We start from the raw sequence: 24,659 nt of genomic DNA, 5'->3' as shown, positions 1-24,659 counted from the left end.
GGGGAGGGACGGGCTAGATGAGTTCGGTCAGGGTATCGCTGAGGCGGACCAGTTCGTGGTCGTGCGAGGCCACCAGCACGGCGATTCCGTCCGACGTGGTGTCCTTCAGGATGCTGATGATGCGGTTTGCCGAGGCACGGTCGAGGCTCGCGGTGGGCTCATCCACCACCAGGACCCGGGTGCCCAGGATCAGTGCCCGGGCGATGGCCACGCGCTGGCGTTCGCCGCCGGACAGCTGGGCGGGACGGTGCCGCATGCGCCGGCCAAGGCCAACAAGGTCCAGCAGGTCCTTGGCCATGTCCCGCCGCTGGTCCACCTCGCCGTCGGGAACCGCCGGGAGGAGCACGTTCTCGAGGGCGCTCATGCCGTCGATCAGGGCGCCGCCCTGGTCAACGTAACCGATCAATGCACGACGGCGGTCCGCGATTTCGTCGTCGCCCATGCTTTCGAGCGAATCGCCTTCCCAGAAGACGCGGCCCGACGTCGGCAGGGTCAGCCCCGCGCCGACGGTCAGGATGCTGGTCTTGCCGGAGCCGCTTCGCCCGGCAACACAGTGCATCTCACCGGCGTGCAGGGTGAGGTCGAAGCCTTCCACCACGCTGACTGCCTCGGCGCCGCCCTTGCCGCCGCCATAGCGGATGGTGATGTCGCTCAGTTCCAGCGGGGTGGCGTGGTCGGCGGCCTTGACGATGGTGTTGGCCCGGGTCTGCAGGGGGACCTCACCGGAGCCGGACCTGCGGCTCCGCTGGACGTTGGTCGGGTTTGTCATTGGACCACTTTCGTTGCAATCGGTATCCAGCAAAGTACAGCCACGAGGCCGGCCACGCCCGCCCACAGTGCGGCGTAGGGGGCCAGCAGCAGGCCGATGCCCAGGGCGCCCAGCACGCCCAGGGGCAGGGCCACGGTTCCCACCAGCGCGTTCTCGAACAACCGGACCTGGCGGAGCATGTCCGGGTTCCAGCCCATGGCCTCGAGGATGCCAAGGTACTGGCGCTTGGCGTTGAGTTCAAACCGCCCGGTGACCAGGGTGAGCACCAGGCCCACAGCCACACCGGCGAGGGCCAGGAGGATGCTGGGCAAGGCGACGCTTGCCGCGGCCAAACCACTCAGGGCACTGGCGCCGGCGGCGCGCGGAATGTCGATGAGCAGGGCAATCAGGCCGCCCGCTGCCGCCCCGAACACACCCACGGCTACGGCCAGGGACAAAGTGTTGAACTTGTTGGTGCTCAGCTGGCGGTTGGCGAAGGTCAGCGGTGAGTCCACCGGGATCAGCCGTTCGTCATGCTGCGGTTCCTGGTCGATCTCGTCACGGTGGCGCAGCTGCTGAGCGGCGAAGAAGGCCGCCGCCGCGTACAGCACCAGGACGGACGCGGACACCAGGGCTGTGGAAAGGCTCCAGCTGGCCAGGCTCAGCACGATCCCGGCCACGGCCAGCAGGACCGCCCCAACGCCGAATTCCTCAAGCACCCAGCGGCGGATCCGGCCCTGGGTCCACCCCATGGCACGCAGGGTACCGGCCTCGCTCCTGCGCTTGCGGATGTAGCTCACCGTGGACGCGCCGGTCAGGAGGGCTGCGCCGCAAAGGGTCAGGAAGAGCAGCGTGATGTTGGTGCCGGACAGCGATCCGGTGACGGCCTCTGCGGCGTTCTGCCGGACCCAGGACTGCTGGACGGTGCCCAGGGCAGATTCCTTGCCGGCGTCGTCCTTGCTGTATCCCGGGACGAAGATGCTGGCATCCTCCCGCGCGGAACCGGCCACAATGGTGGCTTCCAGGCCCATCGCGCGGATCTCGCCGGCCAGTTGTTCGACGTCGGGCTGCGCTTCCTTCCAGCTGCCGGGCGCCTTGGCACGGACCCTGACGGCGTCGATCACGCTGGCGTTTTCGGTGTAGCCGCGGGCAGCAGCAAGGCCGTAGTAGTCGGTGATGGCGCCGGCGGACTGGCTGGCGAGCCCGGTGGCGCTGAGGGAGGGTTCAAGTTCCGTGGCGGGAACATCGTTGCCCGCGGCGTCCTTGACCAGAGTGAACGGGGTGGGATCGTAACCGCCCAGGGGCAGCTTGTTGACGTCCCCGGCGGCAGCAGCAACGGCCGAGGGATCGAACGTGCCGTACACCATGGCCAGCGGGGCAGCTGCCTGCTCCCCGGTTTCCAGGTTCTCCCGGTAGGAGCGCTCATCCACGGGTTCGCGCTGGGTCTGGTCAACGGGCGCGCCGTTGGCGCCCTTCTCGGGAAGCCTGTTGACGGTGACCCACTCGCCGGGCACTGCGGTCTTTTCCTCGGCGCCGTTGGCGGTTGCTTCCCCGTCGGTGTACTTGGGCGCCGCGGCAAAGTCGGTGCTCCAGGTGGCAGGATTGTAGAGGCCCTGGTTGAAGTTGCCGGTACTGCCGAGCAGTGAGGAGTGGTCCGTGGAACCCGGCCAGGAGAGGACGAAGGGTTCCTTCGAAACGAACGGCAGGTAGTCCTTGTCCAGGGACCGTGAGACGGTGCCGACGTCCTTGACGACCTTTCCGGCGTCGTCGATCTCCTCGATCTTGACGTTGTACTTCAGGTCGATGGAGGTGCCGGACCGGACGATCAGCGGAATGGCCTGGGAATCATCCGTCAGCTGCCCGTTCCGCTTGGCCTGCTGGTACTGGGTCATCAGCGGCGCCCAATACTTCAGTTTGACGCCGAGGAAATCCGGCCCTTCCTCCAGCTCGTCCAGGCTGATGCCGTTGGTGAAGAGTCCCTCAAGGTAGCGTCCCACCGCGCCGGCGCCGCGGGCATCGCCCGGCGGTGCCTTTTCCAGCGGGGACAGGAAGTCGCCCGCGGATCCCAGGAGGGCGCGTTCGGCAGCCGGATCGACGGCGACCACGGATTCCGTGATTTCGGGGGCCATGGGCAGGGAAACGGAGAGGTTGAAGAGGTTGTGTTCGGAGCCGCCGGCCGGGGCGGGGAACTTGATGCCGGTTTCATCAGCGGGCGCTGCGATGCGGATGCTGCTGCCGCCGGCGGCCTGCTCCTCCACGAGCCTGGCCTTGCCAAGGGTGCCCTCGGCGGTGGACTTGAACAGGGTCTGCTCGGAGACTCCATCGGAGCTGACTGCGCTGGCCGTCAGGCGGTACTTCCTGCTTTCATCGCCCAGCACCGACTCTGCCGCAGGCCACTGGTCCGGCGCGGTTGCCCCGGCGGCCTGGTCCGCGGTGGCGGTGCCGGCCAGCCCGGCGTTGTAGCCGAGGTAGTCCATGGCATCAAGGCGCGGGGATTCAAGGTTCTGGGTGACGCGGGAGACCAGGCTGATCGGGGCTGCCACGGAGGTTCCGGAGAGCTTCCTGATGGCCTCCAGCTGCTCGAAGCTGATCCCGCCGGTGCCGTTGGCAATCTCGGGCTGCATGAGCGAGCCTGAGGGCGCTTTGGCCTGGACCAGGACGTCGTAGAGGCCACGTGAATTTTCATCCACGGTCCTGTTGAGCGCGGCCTGGGACTGGCTTTGGACAAGGACCGACAAGCACATGGCTGCGATCAAGATGGCCGCGGTCAACAGCAGCACTTTGCTTCTGATGAACCTCTGGACGGCGTTCATGGAACTCCCTGAAACCTGGATTGCGTGCGCACATACGCGCCCCGCCCATGCGGACATGGACGGGGACGGATGTGCAAAAGGTATTGGCCGGCCTGCCGGCCCGGTCCCGAATCAGGACCCAGCCATTGTAAGCAGACCGGCCAATCATACGTGGCCGTGCCGGGACTCGCCGAGGGGCGGCCGGCCGTACGGTGTTTCCCGGGTGGGGGCTAGTCTTCCAGGTCCACTTCACGCACCATTTCGGCACCGATGCCGGCCTTAATGGCGTCCAGGACCTGCTGGGGAACGGAGCTGTCGATGGTCAGCAGCGCGAGCACCTGGCCGCCTTCGTCAGAGCGTGCCACCTGCATGCCGGCGATGTTGATGTTGTTCATGCCCAGGATGTGGCCGATGGTTCCGATGACGCCCGGGCGGTCCGTGTAGGCCACCACCACGAGGTGCTCGCTGATGGGGATTTCAACCTCGAACCCGTTGATGCCCACCAGCTTCTGGATCTGCTTGGGGCCGGTCAGGGTACCGGCCACGGAGATCTGGGTGCCGTCGCTCAGGGCGCCCCGGAGGGTCAGGACGTTCCGGTACGACTCGGTTTCAGGCGTGGTGATCAGGCGGACGTTGATGCCCCGCTGCTCGGCGATGACCGGAGCGTTGACGTAGGAGACCTGCTCGGTCACAACGTCCGCGAAGATGCCCTTGAGGGCGGCCAGTTCCAGGACCTTGACGTCGAGGGAGGAGATCTCACCGGCAACTTCAACGTCGAACTGGGTCAGGGAGGCATGGGTGAGGGCGGTGAAGATCCTGCCGAGCTTCTCGATCAGCGGGATGCCTGGACGGACATCGGGGGCGATGACGCCACCGGCCACGTTCACGGCGTCGGGAACCAGTTCACCGGCCAGGGCAAGGCGGACGGACTTGGCGACTGAAACGCCTGCCTTTTCCTGTGCTTCGTCCGTGGATGCGCCGAGGTGCGGGGTGACCACCACGTTGTCCAGCTTGAAGAACGGCAGGTCGGTGCTGGGCTCCTTGGAGAAGACGTCCACGCCGGCGCCGGCGATTTCACCGTCCTGCAGGGCGGTGAAGAGAGCTTCCTCGTCCACGAGCCCGCCGCGGGCCACGTTGACCACGTAGGCGGTGCTCTTCATCTTTTTGAAGGCGTCCGCGCCCAGCATGCCCACCGTCTCCGGCGTCTTGGGCATGTGGATGGTGATGAAGTCTGCCTGGGCCAGGAGCTCGTCCAGGGTCACGAGCTGCACGCCGAGCTGTGCCGCACGTGCGGAGGTGATGTAGGGATCGTAGGCGAGGATCTTGGTGTCAAAGCCCTTCAGCCTGGCGGCCACGAGGGCCCCGATCCGGCCCAGGCCGATGATGCCGATCTTCTTTTCGAAGAGCTCGATGCCCGTGTACTTGGAGCGCTTCCATTCGCCGTCCTTCAGGGCTGCGCTTGCCTGCGGGATGTGGCGGGCCAGGCTGAGGATGTGGCCAACGGTGAGTTCAGCTGCCGAAACGATGTTCGAGGTGGGGGCGTTGACCACCATGACGCCGGCCTGGGTGGCTGCCTTGATGTCCACGTTGTCCAGGCCAACTCCCGCGCGGGCGATGACCTTGAGGTTCTTCGCAGCGGCGATCGCTTCGGCGTCCACCTGCGTGGCCGAGCGGACCAGGATCGCGTCAACGTCGCCGATGGCGGAGAGCAGCTGGGAACGGTCGGCGCCGTCGGTCTGGCGGATCTCGAAGTCCGGGCCCAGGGCCTCGACGGTGGCGGGGGAAAGTTCTTCGGCGAGCAGTACTACGGGTTTTGACACGGCTGATCCTCTGCGTTGCAGTCCGGGGGATAAAACAAGTCTAGGCCGACGGAAAGGCCGGGCTCACATTGTTAAGTGTGAACCCGGCCTCACAGTCTGTCTTTATAACGGCACGTTGAGCCAGCCTTAGCGGGCTGCGGAGCCTTCGACGTAGTCCACGTCCTGCTGCTGCCAGGCGAAGAGGGAGCGCAGCTCGCGGCCAACAGCCTCGATGGGGTGCTGCTCAGCCTTGGCGCGCAGTGCCTTGAACTCCGCGCCGCCGTTGTCCTGGTCCTCGATGAAGCGCTTGGCGAAGGCACCGGACTGGATGTCGGCCAGGACGGCCTTCATGTTTTCCTTCACCTCGGGGGTGATGACGCGGGGACCGGAAACGTAGTCGCCGTATTCCGCGGTGTCGGAAACGCTCCAGCGCTGCTTGGCAATGCCGCCTTCCCACATGAGGTCAACGATGAGCTTGAGCTCGTGGAGGACCTCGAAGTAGGCGATCTGCGGCTGGTAGCCGGCCTCGGTCAGGGTTTCGAAGCCGTACTGGACCAGCTGGGACACACCGCCGCACAGGACGGCCTGCTCGCCGAAGAGGTCCGTTTCGGTTTCTTCGGTGAAGGTGGTCTTGATGACGCCGGCGCGGGTGCCGCCGATTGCCTTGGCGTAGGACTTGGCCAGGTCCCAGGCGGAGCCGGTGGCGTCCTGCTCGACGGCGATGATGTCCGGGATGCCGCGGCCGGCTTCGAATTCGCGGCGCACGGTGTGGCCGGGAGCCTTCGGGGCAACCAGGATGACGTCAACGCCTTCCGGAGCCTGGATGTAGCCGAAGCGGATGTTGAAGCCGTGGGCGAAGGCAAGTGCCTTGCCGGGCTTCAGCTTGTCCTTGATGGAGTCGTTGTAGATCGAGCGCTGGTGCTGGTCCGGCGCCAGGATCATGATGACGTCGGCCCATTCGGCGGCGTCGGCAACGTTCTTGACCGTGAAGCCTGCGTCCTCGGCCTTGGCGATCGACGTCGAGCCCTCCTTGAGGGCGATGGCAACCTCGACGCCGGAATCGCGCAGGTTGAGCGCGTGGGCGTGGCCCTGGGAGCCGTAGCCAACAATGGCTACCTTGCGGCCCTGGATGATCGACAGGTCGGCGTCGTCGTCGTAAAACATTTCAGTCACTTGCGTAACTCCTCTTGAGTGGGTTGTAGATAGGTGTCTTTGTGGTGCGGTTGCGGGCGTTGCCTGCTGCCGGGCCGGGCCCGGGCAGCTTCCTAGGCGGAACGCAACGCCCTGTCACTCATGGAGCGGGATCCCCGTCCAACGGCCAGGGTGCCGGACTGCACAATTTCGCGGATGCCGAAGGGCTCCAGCACTGAGAGCAGTGCTGCAAGCTTCTCCGGGGTACCGGTTGCCTCGATCACCAACGAGTCTGTGGACACGTCGACGACGGCGGCACGGAACAGGTCTGCAGCCTGGGTCACCTGCAGACGTGTCGCGGCATCCGCACGTACCTTGACCAGGATGTGGTCTCGCTGTACGGAAGATTCAGAAGTCAGCTCAACGATCTTGATGACGTTGATCAGTTTGTTGAGCTGCTTGGTGACCTGCTCGATCAGGTCGCCGTCGGCATCGACGACGACGGTCATCCGGGAAATGCCCGGAACCTCGGTGGGACCAACAGCCAGGGAGTTGATGTTGAAGGCACGGCGGGCGAAGAGGCTCGCGACGCGGGTCAGGACGCCGGGCTTGTCTTCAACCAGGACGGACAGTGTGTGGCGGCTCATGGTCAGTCCTCTTCTTCCCATTCCGGGGTCATGTTGCGGGCAACCTGGATCTGGTCGTTGCTCACGCCGGCGGGCACCATCGGCCACACCATTGAGTTCGGGCTCACCACGAAGTCGATGACCACCGGGCGGTCGTTGATTTCGAGTGCCTTCTGGATGGTGGCATCGATGTCCTCGTCGCGTTCACAGCGGAAAGAGGCGCAGCCGTAGGCCTCCCCCAGCTTGACGAAGTCCGGGATGCGGACGGTGTCATGGCCGGTGTTGAGGTCGGTGTTTGAGTACCGGCCCTCGTAGAAGAGGGTCTGCCACTGCCGGACCATGCCCAGGGAGGAGTTGTTGATCACCGCCACCTTGATGGGGATGTTGTTGATGGCGCAGGTGGCCAGTTCCTGGTTGGTCATCTGGAAGCAGCCGTCGCCGTCGATAGCCCAGACCACGCGGTCCGGCTCACCCACCTTGGCGCCCATGGCCGCCGGAACCGCGTACCCCATGGTCCCTGCACCGCCCGAGTTCAGCCAGGCGTGCGGACGCTCATACTTGATGAACTGCGCTGCCCACATCTGGTGCTGGCCCACGCCGGCAACGTACACGCCTTCGGGCCCGGTCAGGGCGCCGATGCGCTCGATGACACGCTGCGGTGCGCTGAGCCCGTCATCGGGTTCGGTCCAGCCCAGCGGGTAGGTCTCCTTGAGGTTGTTCAGGAAGGCCCACCAGGTGGTGAGGTCAGGGGTTCCGGATGCCTCGAACTGCGTGCGCACAGCTTCGGTGAGTTCAGGAATGATTTCCTTGACGGACCCGACGATGGGCACATCCGCCGTGCGGTTTTTCGAGATCTCGGCAGGGTCGATGTCGGCGTGGATAACCTTCGCCATGGGTGCGAAGGTCTTGAGGACACCGGTTACGCGGTCATCGAACCGGGCACCGAGGGTGATGAGAAGGTCGGACTGCTGCAGGGCGGTCACGGCCGAGACCGTGCCGTGCATGCCGGGCATCCCCATGTGCTGGGGGTGTGAGTCCGGGAAGGCGCCCTTGGCCATCAGTGTGGTGACAACAGGGGCTCCGGTGGCCTCGGCCAGCGCCAGCAGTTCCGCCGAGGCGTGCGCCTTGACGACGCCGCCGCCCACGTACAGCACGGGCTTGCTCGCCGCTGCGATCAGCTTGGCGGCCTCGCGCACCTGCTTGTTGTGCCCGCGGGTAACCGGGCGGTAGCCGGGCAGGTCGATCTTCGGCGGCCAGGAGAACGTCATCTGCCCAACCTGGGCATCCTTGGCCACGTCCACAAGGACAGGACCGGGGCGTCCGGTGGAAGCGAGGTGGAACGCTTCCGCCATGACGTGCGGAATGTCGTTAGGGTCCGTCACCAGGAAGGAGTGCTTGGTGATGGGCATGGTGATGCCCACGATGTCGGCTTCCTGGAACGCATCGGTTCCAATCACGCCGCTGGACACCTGGCCGGTGATGGCCACCAGGGGAACGGAGTCCATGTGGGCGTCCATGATGGCGGTAACGAGGTTGGTGGCGCCCGGGCCCGAGGTGGCGATGCACACGCCCACCCGCCCGGTCACCATGGCGTAGCCTTGCGCGGCGTGGCCGGCTCCCTGTTCGTGACGGACCAGCACGTGGTTCATGCTGGAGGCCATCAAGGGGTCATAGGTGGGCAGGATCGCGCCACCGGGCAAACCGAAAATATCGTCGACGCCGAGTTCTTCGAGCGAGCGGACAATAGCTTGCGAGCCGGACATCACCGTTGGGGGTACAACGTTGTTCGGCCCAAGGACAGGAGAGGCGGCAGCAAGGTCGGCGGCGACGACGGCCTGCTCAGCCGTCCGGTCGGCGCGTTCCGGAGCCTTGGTGGCTCCAGCGGACTTAGTAGCCATCAGCGAGGGGCTGATCGGCGATCCTTTGCTCATCGGACTCTTCCTTGTGGATCATCTGTGGTTCGTGGATACTGCGGGAAATAAAAAAACCCCTCAGCCTGGCGGCTCTTCGAGGGGTTGCGCGTGACGGTTCGTTACCCGGGGCTAATGTGCCACGCGCTTGGTAAGGACGACGACGATGCCGGTAACGAAAGTCATGCGTTCAGTTTTCCCTCTGGTGTGACGGGTGTCAACGAGGCACCACCCGATCTCACCATGTGGACTTCATTGTCCACTCTTTGGCTGGCTCCCCCAACTAGGTAGCAGCAAGTGTCGTTCTGAGCGTCCAAAACGACACTTAGTGCTACCTAGTTGGGGTTAGCCGCCGAAACGCAGCTGCTACCCGCAGTATGCGCCCGTGCTGGCGCTGTGCACCAGCTTGGCGTACTTGGCCAGGACACCCTTGGTGTACCTTGCGGGCAGGGGCTCCCAGCCCACCTTTCGGGCTTCAAGCTCTGCCTCGTCCACCAGCAGGTCGAAGCTGCGGGCGGCGATGTCCACGCGGATCCGGTCACCGTCCTTGACGAAGGCGATGGGGCCGCCGTCGACCGCTTCCGGCGCCACGTGGCCGATGCACAGGCCGGTGGTGCCGCCGGAGAACCTGCCGTCGGTGAGGAGCAGGACGTCCTTGCCTAGGCCGGCACCCTTAATGGCGCCGGTGATGGCCAGCATTTCACGCATGCCGGGGCCGCCCTTGGGGCCTTCGTACCGGATCACCACGACGTCGCCGGCTTTGATCTGGCCGTTGTCCAGCGCGTCCAGGGCACCCTGCTCACGCTCGAACACCCTGGCGGTTCCTTCGAAGACGTCGGCGTCAAAGCCTGCGCTCTTCACCACGGCGCCTTCGGGTGCCATGGTGCCGTGCAGGATGGTGATGCCGCCGGTCTTGTGGATGGGATTGTCCAGCGCGCGGAGGATCTTGCCGTCCACGTCAGGCGGGTTGATGGCGTCGAGGTTTTCGGCCACGGTCTTGCCGGTGACGGTGAGGCAGTCGCCGTGCAGCAGGCCGGCGTCCAGCAGTGCCTTCATGATGACGGGCACGCCGCCGATCTTGTCGACGTCGGTCATCACGTAGCGGCCGAAGGGCTTGAGGTCGCCCAGGTGCGGGATCTTGTCCCCGATGCGGTTGAAGTCGTCCAGCGTCAGCTCGACCTCGGCCTCGCGGGCGATGGCCAGCAGGTGCAGGACGGCGTTCGTGGAGCCGCCGAATGCCATGGTTACGGCGATGGCGTTCTCGAAGGCCTTCTTGGTCATGATGTCGCGGGCGGTGATGCCCTTGCGCAGCAGGTTGACTACCGCCTCGCCGGACTTGCGGGCGAATTCGTCACGACGGCGGTCTGCCGAGGGCGGCGCGGCGGAGCCGGGCAGGGACATGCCGAGTGCCTCGCCGATGCAGGCCATCGTGTTGGCCGTGTACATGCCGCCGCAGGCGCCTTCGCCCGGGCAGATGGCCTTTTCAATACGCGTCAGGTCTTCCATGCTCATCTTGCCGGCAGCACACGCGCCGACGGCTTCGAAGGCATCAATGAGGGTGACTTCCTTCTCGGAGCCGTCCTCAAGCTTGACCCAGCCGGGCATGATGGATCCGGCGTAGAGGAACACGCTGGACAGGTCCAGGCGGGCTGCTGCCATGAGCATTCCGGGAAGGGACTTGTCGCAGCCGGCCAGCAGCACGGATCCGTCGATCCGCTCAGCCTGCATCACGGTCTCTACGGAGTCGGCAATGACTTCGCGGGAAACCAGGGAGAAGTGCATGCCTTCGTGGCCCATGGAGATGCCGTCGGACACGGAGATGGTGCCGAACTGCATGGGGAAACCGCCGCCCGCGTGCACGCCTTCCTTGGCGCCCTGCGCGAGCCGGTTCAGGGAGAGGTTGCAGGGAGTGATCTCGTTCCAGGAACTCGCCACACCGACCTGGGGTTTTGCGAAGTCGTCGTCCCCCATGCCGACCGCCCGGAACATGCCACGTGCTGGAGCCGCGTGGATTCCGTCGGTTACAACCCGGCTCCGGGGTTTGATGTCAGGCGTGTTCTCGGTTGCGATGTGGGTGTCACTCATAGGGGAAAGTCTATGGCTCCGCCGAACGGCGCAACGACAGATCCGGGACGTTTACGCCCAAAAAACAGAAAATTTCAATCAGATGATGGACACGCATCTCAGATAATGAGACGGCCCGGGAATGACCTCCCCCGTCTGTGGCGTACCTCACGGAAGCTCGGCAACCTGCACAGACACTTCTGAAGTTCCCCTCAATCTGGACAGTTGTGACCGCCGGACGTAGCGTCAGGGAAAGTACACCTCGCCATCCGGACTGAAGGGCTTGCCATGGATTTTGTTTTCTGGATTATTTTGCTTGTTGTCATAGTGGGCGTCGTGTGGTGGCTGCTCAAACGGAGCAGTTCAGCCAAGGCACCGGGGGCTTCCACCGCGGAGCGGACCCGGGCGGACGGAGCGCTTTCCGGCGGCAGCGCCGCGGCGTCCGCTGAAGCCGCCGGCACCACCGGCATCGCCGGGGCAGCAGGCTTCGGCCGCCCCGCCGAACCTGCGGCTCCCACCACGGCTGACGATCACGTGGGGGCGCCGGCCCCGGCAACGGCTACGGACCGGACCGCGGGCACGGAGGAGCGGGACGAGTACGGCCCGGCCTCCCCGGCCGCTGCAGCAACCGGCACGTCCGGAGCGTCCGGAACCGGTGCAGCCCCGGCTGCGTCCGGCCAGGACGCACGCCGCCAGGACAACGAAGAGTGGGAAACACAGTGGTCGGAGGCTTCGGGCTCCTCCGTTGTTTCCCCCGGTGCGGCATCCAGGGGCGGCACCTCGACGGGTGGCGTTCCCACCCATGCGGCCCAGGTGAATCCGGCCGGAGGAAGCGGCGTGCCCGCTGCTACGGGACAGCAGGCTGAACCAGCGGCAGTGCCGGATGCGGAATACCACCGCGCCCCGGTCCACCACCCCGAGTACACCGAGCCCCACGCTCCAACGCTCCCGGGCGCAGAAACAGCTGCTGTGGAGGGCTTTGACGACGCCGGGACCGCAGCACAGGCTCCGACGCCTACGGGCGCCGGCGCCGGCGCACCACAGCCCGTACACGGGGACAGCTCAACGGCACCCTCAGCGCCTGGCGTTGTGTCCGGACACGCCGCCACCACTGAAACCGCGGACCGCACCCAGTCCTCCGCGCTGGTGGAAACCGGAGCGGACCGCACCCAGCAGCCCCCGGCAGCACCAGCGCCCGAACCCGCGGGCCACCTTGCAGCGGACGAGCCCTACGGCGCCGGCTCAGCGGCCGCCGGAGCAGACGGCAGCGGCCCTGGCGGATACACCGTGAAGGGCGATGCCGGGGCCATGGTCTACTACGAGGAGGGACACCCCGACTATGAACAGGTCCGGGCTGACGTCTGGTTTGAGTCGGAGGCGCATGCCGAGGCAGCGGGTTTCCGGACTCCGCGGCGCAGGCGTCTCTAGGCGCGGACCGGGCGGGTCCGGCCAGGCCTTTTCCGGCCTCCAAAATTGTCTGCCTGCTGCCGCCGCGGCCTGCCTCACTTTGCTTCTGGCGGGCTGCACAGGCGGGCCCGGTAGTGGGCCGACCGGAAGCACCACCCTCCCGGAGGCAACCGGGGTGCGCTTGCCGGACGCCGCCGAACGCCTTGAACTTCAACTGGACATCCCCTGGTCCGCCGTGTTCCTGCCGGATGGTACGGCCATCATCTCCGAGCGGAATACTGCCCTCCTCAAAACCGTGCCGGCAGGAGGCAGGGACGTAACCCTGGGCGAAGTTCCGGGGGTGGCCGCCGCCGGTGAGGGCGGCCTGCTGGGGCTTGCACTGTCCCCCGCCTTTGCGGCCGACCGATACCTGTACATGTACTTCACGGCACGGGAGGACAACAGGATCGCGAGGGTGAGGGTGCAGGAATCCGGCGGCGCACTGTCCCTGGACGAACCCGAGCCCATCTTCACCGGCATTCCGAAGGCCAACACCCACAACGGCGGCAGGATCCGTTTCGGCCCGGACGGATTCCTGTACGTGGGGACGGGCGACTCCCAGCGCAGGGACCAGCCCCAGGACCCCCAAGCCCTCGGCGGCAAAATCCTGCGGCTGACGCCCGACGGCGGTCCCGCGCCGGGCAATCCCTTCGGCAACGCGGTCTACAGCCTGGGCCACCGGAACGTCCAGGGACTCGCATGGGACAGCGCAGGACGGTTGTGGGCCAGCGAGTTCGGCCCCGACGTCAATGACGAGCTGAACCTGGTTGTTCCCGCGGGGAACTACGGCTGGCCTGCGGTGACCGGCGCGCCGGGCCGCCCCGAGTTCCAGGACGCAAAAGTCGTGTGGCCTTCAACGGCCGAATCCTCCCCCAGCGGGCTGGAGATCGTGGGCTCCACCGCATACCTGGGGGCGCTTCGGGGTCAGCGGTTGTGGACAGTTCCCCTGGAAGGTGCTGAAGCCGGGACGCCTGTGGCCCATTTCACACGCCAGTTCGGCAGGATCCGCGACGTCGTGCGTACCCCGGAAGGCGGGTTCTGGCTTCTGACCAACAACGAAAACCCTGATTTTGTGCTGGTTTTGCCCCCATCCCCGTGAGGCGGGAGCCGGCCGGGACGCCGATTTCACATGGGCTGAAAGTTCGTGTAGAGTTTCATGTCGTTGCGGAGGTCAACGGGGAAAGAAAAGCCCGATGACCACAGCAAACAAGATGCACCTCTAGCTCAATTGGCAGAGCAATTGACTCTTAATCAATGGGTTCCGGGTTCAAGTCCCGGGGGGTGCACCACTGGGAAAACAGCCTCCGGCTCGTGGAAACGCGAACCGGGGGCTGTTTTGTTGTGCGCCGCAATGCGGCCGCCCTGCTCTTTGGCTTCCGGCAACAGTCTTCCTGTTTAACCTTGCCGTATTGTTTGCGCTTCTGCTCCGGCCACCGGGCACCCGCGGCGGCAGATGTGGCGGCAACAAAAAAGCGTGGCCCCAGCTGTGAAGCTGTGGCCACGCCTGGGCGTCAAGACCGCCGGTTTAGCGTGTAGACGGCGAATTCTCCACCAATGCCCCGTCGCCGGGAGAATTGGCAAACTGGCTGGCGAGTTCCCGCACCACTGCCTGGAGCTCCTGCCGCAGCAGGTCCGGATCGATCGAAGCGGAGGCCAGCACGGACCGCTCCATTTCCACCGCAGCCGCAACCGCTTCCTTGCCCTGCTCGGTAAGCGAAACGACATGGCTCCTGCGGTCCGAGGTGCTGCGGACACGGACAATATGTCCGTGGGCTTCCAGCCGGCTGAGCGTCTTGCCCATGGTCTGGGCCTGGACACGAACGTATTGCGCAAGCTGGGCTTGGGTCATGGGGCCCTGGGCATCCAGGACCTCGATGGCGATAACCCCGGCGTGGGTGAGGCCGATGGCGCCGAGTTTTTCGTTCCAGGAGTGTTCGACGAGGCGCGCGGCAGTGGACAAGAGGCGCCCCGTGGGCCAGTGATCCATATCAGGCATAGCAGCCAGTATAGCCAAGTGGGGATTAGCGCTGGTTCCCGGCGCTTACTAGGCTGGTGTGTCCCGCCTGCAACTAGGAGAAAAACATTGGCTGAAAGACTCGTTACCGGTGACGACGCGCCCGGATTTACCTTGAAGGATTCCGCAGGCACCGACGTCAGTTTGTCTCCGCGTCCAGGCCGCCACACGATTGTGTATTTCTACCCGGCAGCCGCAACGCCGGGCTGCACCAAGGAAGCGTGCGACTTTCGGGACAACCTGGCCTCCCTCCAGTCAGCAGGCTACGACGTCGTGGGCATCTCTCCGGACCCCGTGGAGAAACTCGCCAAGTTCGCAGCCAAGGAAGGCCTGAGCTTTCCTCTGCTCTCGGACGCAGACCATGCAGTTGCCGAGGCATATGGCGCCTGGGGCGAGAAGAAGAATTACGGCAAGACCTACGAGGGGCTCATCCGCTCCACCGTTGTTGTGGACCCGGACGGGAAGGTTGCGCTGGCCCAGTACAACGTCAGGGCCACCGGCCACGTGGCCAAACTTCGGCGGGACCTGAACCTGGACGCCTGAGAAGGTGCCGCTGCCAGCGGTCCCTACCTAAGGTCCTGCCGCGGCGACGCTACAATGGACACTGGCATCCGCCGTCGGGCCTTTTTGGGCAACAACGGCCGGAAGCCCTGCGCGAGTGGTGAAATTGGCAGACACGCAGGATTTAGGTTCCTGTGCCTTCGGGCGTGGGGGTTCAAGTCCCCCCTTGCGCACTGCATGGTCCCCCGGCTTTGGCCGGGGGACCTTTGCATTTAACGTCCCTTCCGCCGCGTCCCTTCCGCACTGGCACAGAGGGCTGATTCAGCTCCCGTCGAAAAACTCCAGGGAATTTACCCATCCGCATCCTGCCGCCGGCCGAATAGACAGTGAGACACCAGCCAAGGGCAGGTGCCCACCAGCAAGTTTCGAAAGACGCCACAGGCACCACGTCCGCGGCGGGTAATTGCCACAATCAAGGAGAAACCGACATGCAGACCATCAAGCGCACAACCTTCACCGTCGCAGGCGTTGCAGCAGCAGCCCTTCTCAGCCTGACTGCCTGCGGCGGTTCCGCGGGCACCACCGCTTCATCCGCCCCTGCAGCCGAGCCGTCCGCGTCCAGCATGGCCCCCTCGCCCTCGGCCAGCGCCTCTGCTGCCGCCATGGACCCGGCCGCCAACCTGGTTGGCCCCGGCTGTGCTGCCTACGCCGAGCAGGTTCCCTCAGGCGCAGGCTCGGTTGAGGGCATGGCCCTGGACCCGGTTGCGGTCGCAGCATCCAACAACCCGATCCTCACCACCCTCACGTCAGCAGTGTCCGGAAAGCTGAACCCCAAGGTGGACCTGGTGGACACCCTTAACGGTGGCGAATTCACGGTCTTCGCACCGGTGGATGACGCTTTCGCCAAGATCGATGCGGCCACCATCGAAACCCTCAAGACGGATGACGCCCTCCTGAGCAAGATCCTCACCTACCACGTGGTTCCGGGCCAGATCACTCCTGACATGATCGCCGGCACCCACGCCACCGTCCAGGGCGGCAGCGTGACCGTGACCGGCAGCGGCGACGAGCTCAAGGTGGATGACGCCAACGTGATCTGCGGCGGCGTGCAGACCAAGAACGCAACCGTCTACCTGATCGACTCGGTGCTGATGCCCAAGTAAGCACCAGGCAGGTCTATTCCTTCCGGTAAAGCCGGGGGCTGTCCGAAGGGACGGCCCCCGGCTTTTTGCCACGGCGGGTCCGGCCGGGTCCCGGTAGCTCCAGGCAGCGTCTACTAGACTGGGCTACGGTCCGCACGCGGCGGAACCGGCAAGATCCTGAGGTGATAATCGAGTGCCCAGCAGTACATCTCGGCGGACGGTCATCAAGGCCGGCGCTGTTTTCCTGGCCCTGGGCGTGACCTCGTGCACCGCTGTTCCAGCCCCCTCGCCGACATCCGGCTCCCCCAGCGCAACCGCCGCCCCCGAGCCCGCCGCCGCCTTCAATTTCGGAACAGCGGCCCAGCCGTTGGGCCTGGATCCTGCCCTTTCCAATGACGTTGAGTCCCAGCGCATCACCCGCCAGATCCTCGAGGGACTTGTGGGCGTGGACCAGGTCACCGGGAAACCCACGCCATTGCTCGCAACGGAATGGGCCGAATCCAACGAAGGCCGCTCCTACACCTTCAAGCTCCGGACCGACGTCGTGTTCCAGGACGGGACCCCGTTCAACGCCGACGCCGTGTGCACCAACTTCAACCGCTGGTTTGCCTTCTCCCCCGAATTACGGCGGCAGGCCCCCGGCAGCTCCTTCAAGGATGTCTTCAAGGCCCACTCGGACGAGCCGGAGCTTTCGATCTTCAAAAGCTGCACAGCCGTATCGGCGGACACTGTGCAGATTGACCTCACCCAGCGTTTCACCGCCTTCCTGCAGGCCCTCACCCTGCCTGCCTTCGCCATCGCCTCGCCGGCTGCCCTCGCCGCGGGCACGGCCGAGGTCCTGGACCAGAACCGCGGCGGGCAGCCCGTGTCCGTCTTCGGGACCAGTCCGGTGGGGACCGGACCGTTCAGCCTCGCCTCCTGGGACGAAGGAAGTGTCACCCTGGCCACCAACACCTCCTATTGGGGGGAACGCGGCCAGATTGCCACCATCAACTTCGTCGCCTACGACCACCCGCAGGCGCGGCTCCAGGCCCTGCTGGACGGCAAGATCGACGGCTACGACGCCGTCACGGTGGGCAACTTCGACCAGCTGGTGAAACGCGGAAAGCAGATTGTCCAGCGTGACCCGTTCTCCGTGATGTACGTGGGCATCAACCAGGACATCCCGGTGCTTAAGAACCTCAAGGTGCGGCAGGCGATCGAAATGGCGATCGACAAGGAAACGCTGATCCGCCGGTTCTTCATAGACAACACTGCCAAGGCCACACAGTTCGTCCCGCCCAAGATCAGCGGTTTCAACAACGACGCCCCGGAGCTTGGCCACGATCCCGCCAAGGCCAAGGAATATCTCGAAGAGGGAGGGTATGCCGGTGAGGAGCTGAAGTTCTACTATCCCTTGAACGTCACCCGCCCCTACCTGCCGACACCCGAGAAGGTATACGCCGAGATCAGCCGCCAGCTCACAGCCGTCGGGGTCAACATCCGGCCCGTTCCGGTGGACTGGGCCGACGGCTACCTGCAGAAAGTGCAGTCCCCCGGCGACCATGCGCTCCATCTCCTGGGCTGGAACGGCTCCTACTCCGACGCCGACAACTTCGTGGGACCCCTTTTCGGGGAGAAGAACGGTGAATTCGGCTACCACGATCCCCAGGTCTTCTCGAAGATCAACCGGGCGCGAGGGCTTCCGGAAGGGGAGGAACGGGATGAGCAATATCACACCATCAACGCCCAGATCGCCGCCACCGTCCCGGCCGTCCCCGTTGCATTCCCCATCTCTGCACTGGCCCTCTCCGACCGCGTACTGAGCTATCCGGCCTCCCCGGTCTTAAATGAAGTTTTCACGAAGGTGCAACTAAAGCCTTGACGGAGCGGTCCAATTTCAGTATGTCCGCTGCCCGGGGATATTCTGTGACAGCCAGAGCCGCTGCAATCGGAGACTGATCGTGACCTTCATTTCCAAGACCCCACATGCCGACGTCGTCCTGATTGGCGGCGGCATCATGAGCGCCACGCTGGGGGCTTTCCTCAAGCAGCTCGAGCCGGACTGGACCATCTCCCTGTTCGAGCGGCTGGACCAGCCGGGGCTGGAAAGCTCCGACCCATGGAACAACGCCGGCACCGGCCACGCAGCCCTCTGCGAGCTCAACTACTCCCCAGCAGCCAAAGACGGCTCAGTGGACCCTTCCAAGGCGCTGCTCATCAACGAACAGTTCCAGCTTTCGCGCCAGTTCTGGTCCCACCTGGTGGACCAGAAGCTGATCGGATCCCCCAAAGGCTTCATCAACACGGTGCCGCACATGAGCTTCGTCATCGGCGAGGACCACACCCGGTTCCTGCGGACGCGCTACGAGGCCCTCAAGCCCCACCCGCTGTTCCGGAGCATGGAGTACTCCGAGGACCACGCCCAGATCGCCAAGTGGGCGCCCCTGATCGTGAAGGGACGCGACCCGAAGCAGCGCGTTGCCGCCACGCGCGCAGCCGAGGGCACCGACGTCGACTTCGGGGCACTGACCCGCGAGCTGACCACCTACCTCGGAAACAACGGCGTCGAAATCAACTACGGCCATGACGTCACCGGAATCTCCAGGGCTTCCGACGGCGGCTGGGACCTTTCGCTGAAGTACCCCAAGTCCGGGGAGCACAGCAAGATCCACGCCAAGTTCGTGTTTGTGGGCGCCGGCGGCGGCGCCCTGCACCTGCTGCAGGCTTCAGGGATCCCGGAAAGCAAAGGCTACGGCGGATTCCCGGTCTCCGGGCAGTTCTTCCGCTGCACCGACGAAACCATTGCCGCGCAGCACAGCGCCAAGGTGTACGGCCAGGCATCGGTGGGCGCTCCCCCCATGTCCGTGCCGCACCTCGACACCCGGTACGTCGGCGGCAAGCGGTCGCTGCTGTTCGGCCCCTACGCCGGATTCTCCACCAACTTCCTGAAGAACGGCTCGTACCTGGACCTTCCGCTGTCCATCCGGCCCAGCAACATCATTCCGATGCTGGCAGTGGCCAAGGACAACATGGACCTCACCGCCTACCTGGTGAAGGAAGTGGCCAAGAAGCACGCCGACAAGGTGGAGGCCCTGCGTGAGTACTACCCGGAGGCCAAGGACGGCGACTGGGAACTGATCACCGCCGGCCAGCGTGTACAGATCATCAAGAAAGATCCGCAGAAGGGCGGCGTGCTGCAGTTCGGCACTGAAGTCATCGCCGGCCGTGACGGTTCCATCGGTGCGCTCCTGGGCGCCTCGCCCGGAGCCTCCACCGCGGTACCTATCATGATCGAGTTGCTGAAGAGGACCTTCCCCCGGAACTTCAAGGGCTGGCAGTCCAAGCTCAAGGACATGATGCCCGGCTACGGGGTCAAGTTGGACGAGAACCCGGACCTGGCTGCCGAGCTGGAAAAGGCGACGGCCGCATCACTTCAGCTGGAGAGCGTTTCCGCCAGCCGCTGACCCTGCCGGGGCCGGCGGCCGGCACCTCCGGGTCCGTATCAGTCCCTCAACCCCACAGGAGATCATGCGATGTTCCGGCTGGCACAACTTTCACTTGCAAACCGGGCACTGATCGCACTGATCACCGTCTTCGCTTCCGTCTTCGGCGTGATCACCATGTCGTCGCTGAAGCAGGAACTCATCCCTTCGATTGAGTTTCCGCAGATCACGGTGCTGACCGCCATGCCCGGGGCCTCCCCGGAGGTGGTGGACAAGCAGGTAAGCGGGCCGCTGGAAACTGCGTTGAACGGCGTGGAAGGGCTCGAATCCACCTCCTCCACCTCGCGCAACGGCGTTTCGCAGATCACCATGGTGTTCACCTATGGTGCAAACCTGGACCGGGCGCGGAACCAGATCGACCGGGCCATCTCGAACGCCAAGCGCTCCCTGCCCGAGGACGTCCAGCCGCAGGCAATCGCCGGAAGCATCAGCGACTTCCCGATTGTTTTCCTGGCCGTGTCCTCGGACAAGACGCTCAGCGAGCTGAACGCCGACCTCCAGCGGCTGAGCGTGCCCCGGCTGCAGAAGATCGACGGCGTCCGCGGCGCTGACGTGACCGGCGGCGCCTCCCAGCACATCGAGATCCTTCCGCGCGCCGACGCCATGGCCGCGGCGGGTGCGAGCATCACGTCCATCCGGGACGCGCTGGCCAACAACGGCGCGCTGGTCCCGGCCGGCACGCTCGAGGAGCAGGGCAAGACCCTCTCGCTGCAGATCGGCAGCCCCGTGGATTCCCTGGCAGCCATCGAGGCGCTGCCGCTGGCGGGTGCACAGGGCGGGGCCACCATTGGCAGCGTGTCGGAGGTGTCCCTGAAGGATGACGAACGGACGTCCATCACACGGACCAACGGGGAGGAAACCCTCGCCGTGTCCGTGACCAAGAAGCCTGAGGGCGACACGGTGGGCATCTCGCACGCGGTGCGTGACACGCTTGGCGAACTTGAGGCCGAACTGGGCTCGAATGCCAAGTTCACGCCGGTGTTCGATCAGGCCCCGTTCATTGAGAAGTCCATCAAGGACCTCACCACCGAGGGCCTGCTGGGCCTGGGCTTCGCCGTTGCGGTCATCCTGGTCTTCCTGATGTCCACCCGCTCCACCCTGGTCACGGCGGTCTCCATTCCGCTCTCGCTCCTGATCACGTTTATTGGCCTGTCCACCACCGGATACTCCCTGAACATCCTGACGCTGGGCGCGCTCACCATCGCCATCGGCCGCGTGGTGGATGACTCCATCGTGGTCATCGAGAACATCAAGCGGCACCTGAGCTACGGCGAGGACAAGGTCACAGCCATCCTGACCGCCATCAGGGAGGTGGCCGGGGCCATCACCGCCTCCACCCTCACCACCGTGGCGGCATTCCTCCCCATCGCTTTCGTGGGCGAGCTGGCGGGCGAACTTTTCAGGCCGTTCGCCCTCACCGTCACCATGGCTCTGCTCGCATCGCTGCTGGTCTCGCTGACCATCGTTCCCGTGCTGGCGTACTGGTTCCTGAAAAACACCGATGCCCCGGCAGCCGCGGCTGCGGCAGGGCCGGCTGCTGCCCGGCGGAACGCGGACGAGGCCCGTGCCCGGGCGATGGAAGCCGAACAGCGCAGCAGGCTCCAGCGCGGCTACCTGCCCATCCTCACCAACACCCAGAAGCATCCCGTGATCACTCTGGTGGCCGCAGCCCTGGTCCTCGGTGCCACCGCCGCCATGACACCGCTGCTGGCCACCAACCTCCTGGGCAACTCGGGACAGAACAGCCTCACAGTCCGCCAGGTCCTGCCGGCCGGCACCACCCTCGCCGACACCAGCGCGGCAGCCATCCGGCTTGAGGAAGTGCTGCGGGGCATCGACGGCGTCAAGGACATCCAGGTGACGTCAGGCAATGCGCAGGCAGGTTTCGCCGCCCTGACCTCCACCGGTTCGTCCAACTCCACCTTCACCGTGGTGACGGACGAGAAGGCGGACCAGGAGCAGCTGCAGGAGACGGTGCGCAGCGAACTGGCAAAGGTGCCCGATTCCGGCAAGATCTCAGTAGGGACCCAGCAGGGCGGTTTCGGCACATCCTCCACTGTGGACATCACCCTGAAGGCAGCCACCACTGCCGACCTCCAGGAAGCCAGCGACACCATGGTTGCGGCGATGACCGGGGTGCCGGGCACCAGCGAGGTGGCAACCAACCTCGCGGCCAGCCAACCCGTGGTCCAGGTCAAGGTGGACCGGGCCAGGACGGCAGCCGCCGGGCTCAACGAGGAACAGGTTGCCGGGGTCCTGGCCTCCACCATCAGCCCCATCCCGGCCGGAGAAGTCCGGATCGACACCAACGACTTCCCTGTCCAGATCGGCCAGGGCACCAGGTTCACCAGCATCGACGCCGTCCGTGGCATTCCGCTCCCGGCAGCGGGCGGGCCTGTGCCGCTGGGAAGCATCGCTTCAGTGGAACAGGTGGACGTGCCGGTGTCCATCACCGCCAGCAATGGCCAGCGCACGGCACGCGTGTCCGTGACGCCGTCGGGCTCCAACCTCGGTGCGGTCAACGCGGAGGTCCAGAAACGCCTGGCGGACGTCCAGCTGCCGCCGGGGGTCACCGCCGAAATCGGCGGGGCCACCACCCAGCAGCAGGAATCCTTCCAGCAGCTCGGGCTGGCGCTGCTGGCGGCCATCGCCATTGTTTACGTGATCATGGTGGCCACCTTCAAATCCCTCATCCAGCCGCTGATCCTGCTGGTATCGGTCCCGTTCGCAGCCACCGGCGCCGTGGCGCTGCTCCTGGTGACGGGCGTGCCCCTGGGACTTCCCTCGCTGATCGGCATGCTCATGCTGGTGGGGATCGTGGTCACCAACGCCATCGTGCTGATCGACCTCATCAACCAGTACCGGCAGCCCCGGGACGGCCGGCCGGGCATGAACGTGGCGGACGCCATCACGCACGGGGCACGGCAGCGCCTGCGCCCTATCCTGATGACCGCGCTCGCCACCGTGTTCGCGCTGACGCCCATGGCCATGGGCCTTACCGGCGGTGGCGGCTTCATTTCGCAGCCGCTGGCGGTTGTGGTTATCGGTGGGCTAATCTCCTCGACTGCGCTGACCTTGGTCCTGGTGCCGGTCTTGTACAGGCTGGTGGAGGGCAGGCGTGAGAAGAAGGCCCTGCTCCGGGACCTTCAGGCACGTCCGGAATTCGGGCCCGGACCGGACGTCGACGAGGAATTCAGGGACTGGACCACGGGAATGGTTCCCAAGACCAGCGGCCGCCGTGCCGCCCCCGGCGGCCCCGCCTAGGCACGTACTGCCTGCGGGCAGGCCCCACGGAATATTTCCCTCCGGGATGCGTTGTACATGCCGATAGATGCAAATGCATCTACATTGGACTACACTGGAACCAAGCCCGGAGAGTCCAGGAAGGGAAAGGCACATCATGCAGATCGGTGTTTTCAGCGTCAGCGACATCACCACTGACCCCACCACGGGGCAGACCCCCACCGAGAACGAACGCATCAAGGCCTCGGTGGCCATCGCCAAAAAAGTCGAGGAAATCGGCATGGATGTCTACGCCCTCGGCGAGCACCATAACCGGCCTTTCTTCTCCTCCTCCCCCACCACCACCCTTGCGTACATCGCCGCGCAGACGGAACGCATCACACTGTCCACGGCCACCACGCTGATCACCACCAATGACCCGGTCAAGATCGCCGAGGACTTCGCGATGCTCCAGCACCTGGCTGACGGCCGTGTTGACCTGGTCCTGGGGCGCGGCAACACAGCGCCGGTCTACCCGTGGTTCGGGAAGAACATCCAGGACGGCGTGGAACTGGCCATCGAGAACTACAGCCTGCTGCGGAAGCTCTGGGACGAGGACACCGTGAACTGGTCCGGCAAGTTCCGGACGCCGCTGCAGAACTTCACGTCCACTCCCCGCCCGCTCGACGGCGTCGCCCCCTTTGTGTGGCACGGCTCCATCCGCACGCCGCAGATCGCCGAAGTGGCGGCGTACTTCGGCGACGGCTTCTTCGCCAACAACATCTTCTGGCCCAAGGAGCACTACCAGCAGCTGATCGGCCTTTACCGCGAACGGTACGAGCACTACGGCCACGGCAAGGCAGACCAGGCCATCGTGGGCCTCGGGGGACAGTTCTTCATGCGGAAGAACTCGCAGGACGCCGTCAAGGAGTTCCGCCCCTACTTCGACAATGCGCCGGTCTACGGCCACGGCCCCTCACTCGAGGATTTCACCTCGCAAACACCGCTCACCGTGGGCAGCCCGCAGGAAGTCATCGAGAAAACCCTGACATTCCGGGAGTACTTCGGCGACTACCAGCGCCAGCTGTTCCTGATCGACCACGCGGGCCTGCCGCTGAAAACCGTGCTGGAGCAGCTGGACCTGTTCGGCGAGGAGGTCCTGCCCGTCCTGCGGAAGGAGTACGCGGCCCGCAAGCCGGCCCACGTTCCCGAGCCGCCCACGCACGCCGGCCGGGTGGCCGCGCTGCTCGCCGCCCAGGACGCGGAAAAGTCCGCCGCGGACGCGTGATGGCCGGCAACAGCGCAGAGTCGCCGGTGCGGCTCGCCGCAGAAACCTGGGAGTCGCTGTTCCGGGCCCAGGTTGCGGTGATGCGGAAGCTGCAGTCCGGCCCGGCCTTCCGGAAGCTGGCAGTCAACGAGTACGACGTCCTGTTCACCCTGTCCCGCTGTCCCTCCGGCTGGCTGCGGCTGAACGAACTCAACGACAACGTCCTGTTGAGCCAGTCCAGCCTCAGCCGGCTGGTGGAGCGGCTCGAGAAGCGCGGGCTCATCGCGAGGATGCCGGCGCCTGAGGACGGCCGTGGTGTGCTCCTGAAACTTACTGACGAGGGGCGGGAACTCCAGAAGGAGATTGGCCGTGAGCATGTGCGCGACATCTCCGAACTCATGGGCCCCGCGCTGACGCAGGCGGAACAGAAGGAACTCATGCGGCTCACCGCCAAGCTGCGCAGTTCCCTTGACCAGCGGCAGCCCCGGCAGGACTCCCGCTAGCCCAGGACT

Annotated in this window: 17 protein-coding genes and 2 tRNA genes; 11 read left to right on the top strand and 8 right to left on the bottom strand. The window is 65.3% G+C overall.

Annotated features, from left to right (window positions below):
* Positions 1-13 precede the first annotated feature (13 nt).
* The 7 genes from WHH00_RS07120 to ilvD form a co-directional block, all read right to left on the bottom strand.
* Positions 14-769, bottom strand: a complete 756-nt coding sequence (locus tag WHH00_RS07120; protein ID WP_104184854.1) for an ABC transporter ATP-binding protein — start codon at positions 767-769, stop codon at positions 14-16.
* Complete coding sequence (locus WHH00_RS07115; protein ID WP_406637660.1) at positions 766-3,561, bottom strand: ABC transporter permease; 2,796 nt, start codon at positions 3,559-3,561, stop codon at positions 766-768. Before WHH00_RS07115 ends, WHH00_RS07120 begins: the two co-directional genes overlap by 4 nt.
* A 209-nt stretch (positions 3,562-3,770) precedes the next feature.
* Complete coding sequence (gene serA / locus WHH00_RS07110; protein WP_104184856.1) at positions 3,771-5,360, bottom strand: phosphoglycerate dehydrogenase; 1,590 nt, start codon at positions 5,358-5,360, stop codon at positions 3,771-3,773.
* Positions 5,361-5,486: 126 nt separating this feature from the next.
* Positions 5,487-6,512 (bottom strand): ketol-acid reductoisomerase, encoded by a 1,026-nt coding sequence (gene ilvC, locus WHH00_RS07105; protein WP_231457735.1) that lies wholly within the window; start codon positions 6,510-6,512, stop codon positions 5,487-5,489.
* 92 nt (positions 6,513-6,604) lie between these two features.
* The gene (gene ilvN, locus WHH00_RS07100; protein WP_009356538.1) at positions 6,605-7,117 is read right to left on the bottom strand and encodes an acetolactate synthase small subunit; all 513 of its coding nucleotides are present in this window, start codon (positions 7,115-7,117) and stop codon (positions 6,605-6,607) included.
* Positions 7,118-7,119: 2 nt separating this feature from the next.
* On the bottom strand, positions 7,120-9,027 hold the full coding sequence (locus tag WHH00_RS07095; RefSeq protein ID WP_406637657.1) for an acetolactate synthase large subunit: 1,908 nt from the start codon (positions 9,025-9,027) through the stop codon (positions 7,120-7,122).
* A 345-nt stretch (positions 9,028-9,372) separates the two neighbouring features.
* Entirely contained in the window at positions 9,373-11,091 is a 1,719-nt protein-coding gene (ilvD, locus tag WHH00_RS07090; protein WP_406637655.1) for a dihydroxy-acid dehydratase, read from the bottom strand.
* Positions 11,092-11,358: 267 nt separating this feature from the next.
* Between ilvD and WHH00_RS07085 the strand changes: the two genes are divergently transcribed.
* The 3 genes from WHH00_RS07085 to WHH00_RS07075 all read left to right on the top strand — a co-directional run bounded on the left by WHH00_RS07085 (position 11,359) and on the right by WHH00_RS07075 (position 13,805).
* Positions 11,359-12,498: a hypothetical protein gene (locus WHH00_RS07085; protein ID WP_406637653.1), complete on the top strand. Its 1,140-nt coding sequence runs from the start codon at positions 11,359-11,361 to the stop codon at positions 12,496-12,498.
* 160 nt (positions 12,499-12,658) lie between these two features.
* Positions 12,659-13,615 carry a PQQ-dependent sugar dehydrogenase gene (locus WHH00_RS07080; RefSeq protein WP_406638520.1) on the top strand — a complete coding sequence of 319 codons (957 nt, stop codon included), beginning with the start codon at positions 12,659-12,661 and terminating at the stop codon, positions 13,613-13,615.
* A gap of 114 nt (positions 13,616-13,729) precedes the next feature.
* Positions 13,730-13,805, top strand: a tRNA-Lys gene (locus WHH00_RS07075).
* Between the two features lie 236 nt (positions 13,806-14,041).
* Here the strand turns inward: WHH00_RS07075 and WHH00_RS07070 are convergent.
* Positions 14,042-14,503: a MarR family transcriptional regulator gene (locus tag WHH00_RS07070; protein WP_350002668.1), complete on the bottom strand. Its 462-nt coding sequence runs from the start codon at positions 14,501-14,503 to the stop codon at positions 14,042-14,044.
* Positions 14,504-14,599: 96 nt separating this feature from the next.
* Between WHH00_RS07070 and bcp the strand changes: the two genes are divergently transcribed.
* From bcp to WHH00_RS07030, 8 genes are all read left to right on the top strand, one after another.
* Complete coding sequence (bcp, locus tag WHH00_RS07065; protein ID WP_406637651.1) at positions 14,600-15,073, top strand: thioredoxin-dependent thiol peroxidase; 474 nt, start codon at positions 14,600-14,602, stop codon at positions 15,071-15,073.
* A gap of 109 nt (positions 15,074-15,182) precedes the next feature.
* A tRNA-Leu gene (locus tag WHH00_RS07060) sits at positions 15,183-15,264 on the top strand.
* 255 nt (positions 15,265-15,519) lie between these two features.
* Entirely contained in the window at positions 15,520-16,194 is a 675-nt protein-coding gene (locus WHH00_RS07055) for a fasciclin domain-containing protein (protein ID WP_350002614.1), read from the top strand.
* A gap of 172 nt (positions 16,195-16,366) precedes the next feature.
* Positions 16,367-18,037, top strand: a complete 1,671-nt coding sequence (locus WHH00_RS07050; protein WP_406637649.1) for an ABC transporter substrate-binding protein — start codon at positions 16,367-16,369, stop codon at positions 18,035-18,037.
* Between the two features lie 79 nt (positions 18,038-18,116).
* Entirely contained in the window at positions 18,117-19,619 is a 1,503-nt protein-coding gene (locus WHH00_RS07045) for a malate:quinone oxidoreductase (protein WP_406637647.1), read from the top strand.
* A 69-nt stretch (positions 19,620-19,688) separates the two neighbouring features.
* Positions 19,689-22,922: an efflux RND transporter permease subunit gene (locus tag WHH00_RS07040; protein WP_406637645.1), complete on the top strand. Its 3,234-nt coding sequence runs from the start codon at positions 19,689-19,691 to the stop codon at positions 22,920-22,922.
* A 136-nt stretch (positions 22,923-23,058) separates the two neighbouring features.
* Positions 23,059-24,168, top strand: coding sequence for an LLM class flavin-dependent oxidoreductase (locus WHH00_RS07035; RefSeq protein WP_188727958.1), 1,110 nt, complete (start codon positions 23,059-23,061; stop codon positions 24,166-24,168).
* Complete coding sequence (locus WHH00_RS07030; RefSeq protein ID WP_406637643.1) at positions 24,168-24,650, top strand: MarR family winged helix-turn-helix transcriptional regulator; 483 nt, start codon at positions 24,168-24,170, stop codon at positions 24,648-24,650. The genes WHH00_RS07035 and WHH00_RS07030 overlap by 1 nt, the downstream gene beginning before the upstream one ends.
* The last annotated feature ends 9 nt before the right edge of the window (positions 24,651-24,659 follow it).

This window comes from Pseudarthrobacter quantipunctorum, assembly GCF_045291495.1.
Lineage (GTDB): Bacteria > Actinomycetota > Actinomycetes > Actinomycetales > Micrococcaceae > Arthrobacter > Arthrobacter quantipunctorum.
The sequence above is the reverse complement of the archived record's forward strand: the minus strand, read 5'-3'. Positions and strand labels throughout refer to the sequence as shown.

Excerpts from the sequence above, each read along its gene's own strand:
- WHH00_RS07030 (WP_406637643.1), top strand. The coding sequence starts at position 24,168 with ATGGCCGGCAACAGCGCAGAGTCGCCGGTGCGGCTCGCCGCAGAAACC.
- WHH00_RS07115 (WP_406637660.1), bottom strand. The coding sequence starts at position 3,561 with ATGAACGCCGTCCAGAGGTTCATCAGAAGCAAAGTGCTGCTGTTGACC.
- ilvN (WP_009356538.1), bottom strand. The coding sequence starts at position 7,117 with ATGAGCCGCCACACACTGTCCGTCCTGGTTGAAGACAAGCCCGGCGTC.
- WHH00_RS07055 (WP_350002614.1), top strand. The coding sequence starts at position 15,520 with ATGCAGACCATCAAGCGCACAACCTTCACCGTCGCAGGCGTTGCAGCA.
- WHH00_RS07120 (WP_104184854.1), bottom strand. The coding sequence starts at position 769 with ATGACAAACCCGACCAACGTCCAGCGGAGCCGCAGGTCCGGCTCCGGT.
- WHH00_RS07040 (WP_406637645.1), top strand. The coding sequence starts at position 19,689 with ATGTTCCGGCTGGCACAACTTTCACTTGCAAACCGGGCACTGATCGCA.
- WHH00_RS07085 (WP_406637653.1), top strand. The coding sequence starts at position 11,359 with ATGGATTTTGTTTTCTGGATTATTTTGCTTGTTGTCATAGTGGGCGTC.
- WHH00_RS07095 (WP_406637657.1), bottom strand. The coding sequence starts at position 9,027 with ATGAGCAAAGGATCGCCGATCAGCCCCTCGCTGATGGCTACTAAGTCC.
- ilvD (WP_406637655.1), bottom strand. The coding sequence starts at position 11,091 with ATGAGTGACACCCACATCGCAACCGAGAACACGCCTGACATCAAACCC.
- WHH00_RS07070 (WP_350002668.1), bottom strand. The coding sequence starts at position 14,503 with ATGGATCACTGGCCCACGGGGCGCCTCTTGTCCACTGCCGCGCGCCTC.
- WHH00_RS07035 (WP_188727958.1), top strand. The coding sequence starts at position 23,059 with ATGCAGATCGGTGTTTTCAGCGTCAGCGACATCACCACTGACCCCACC.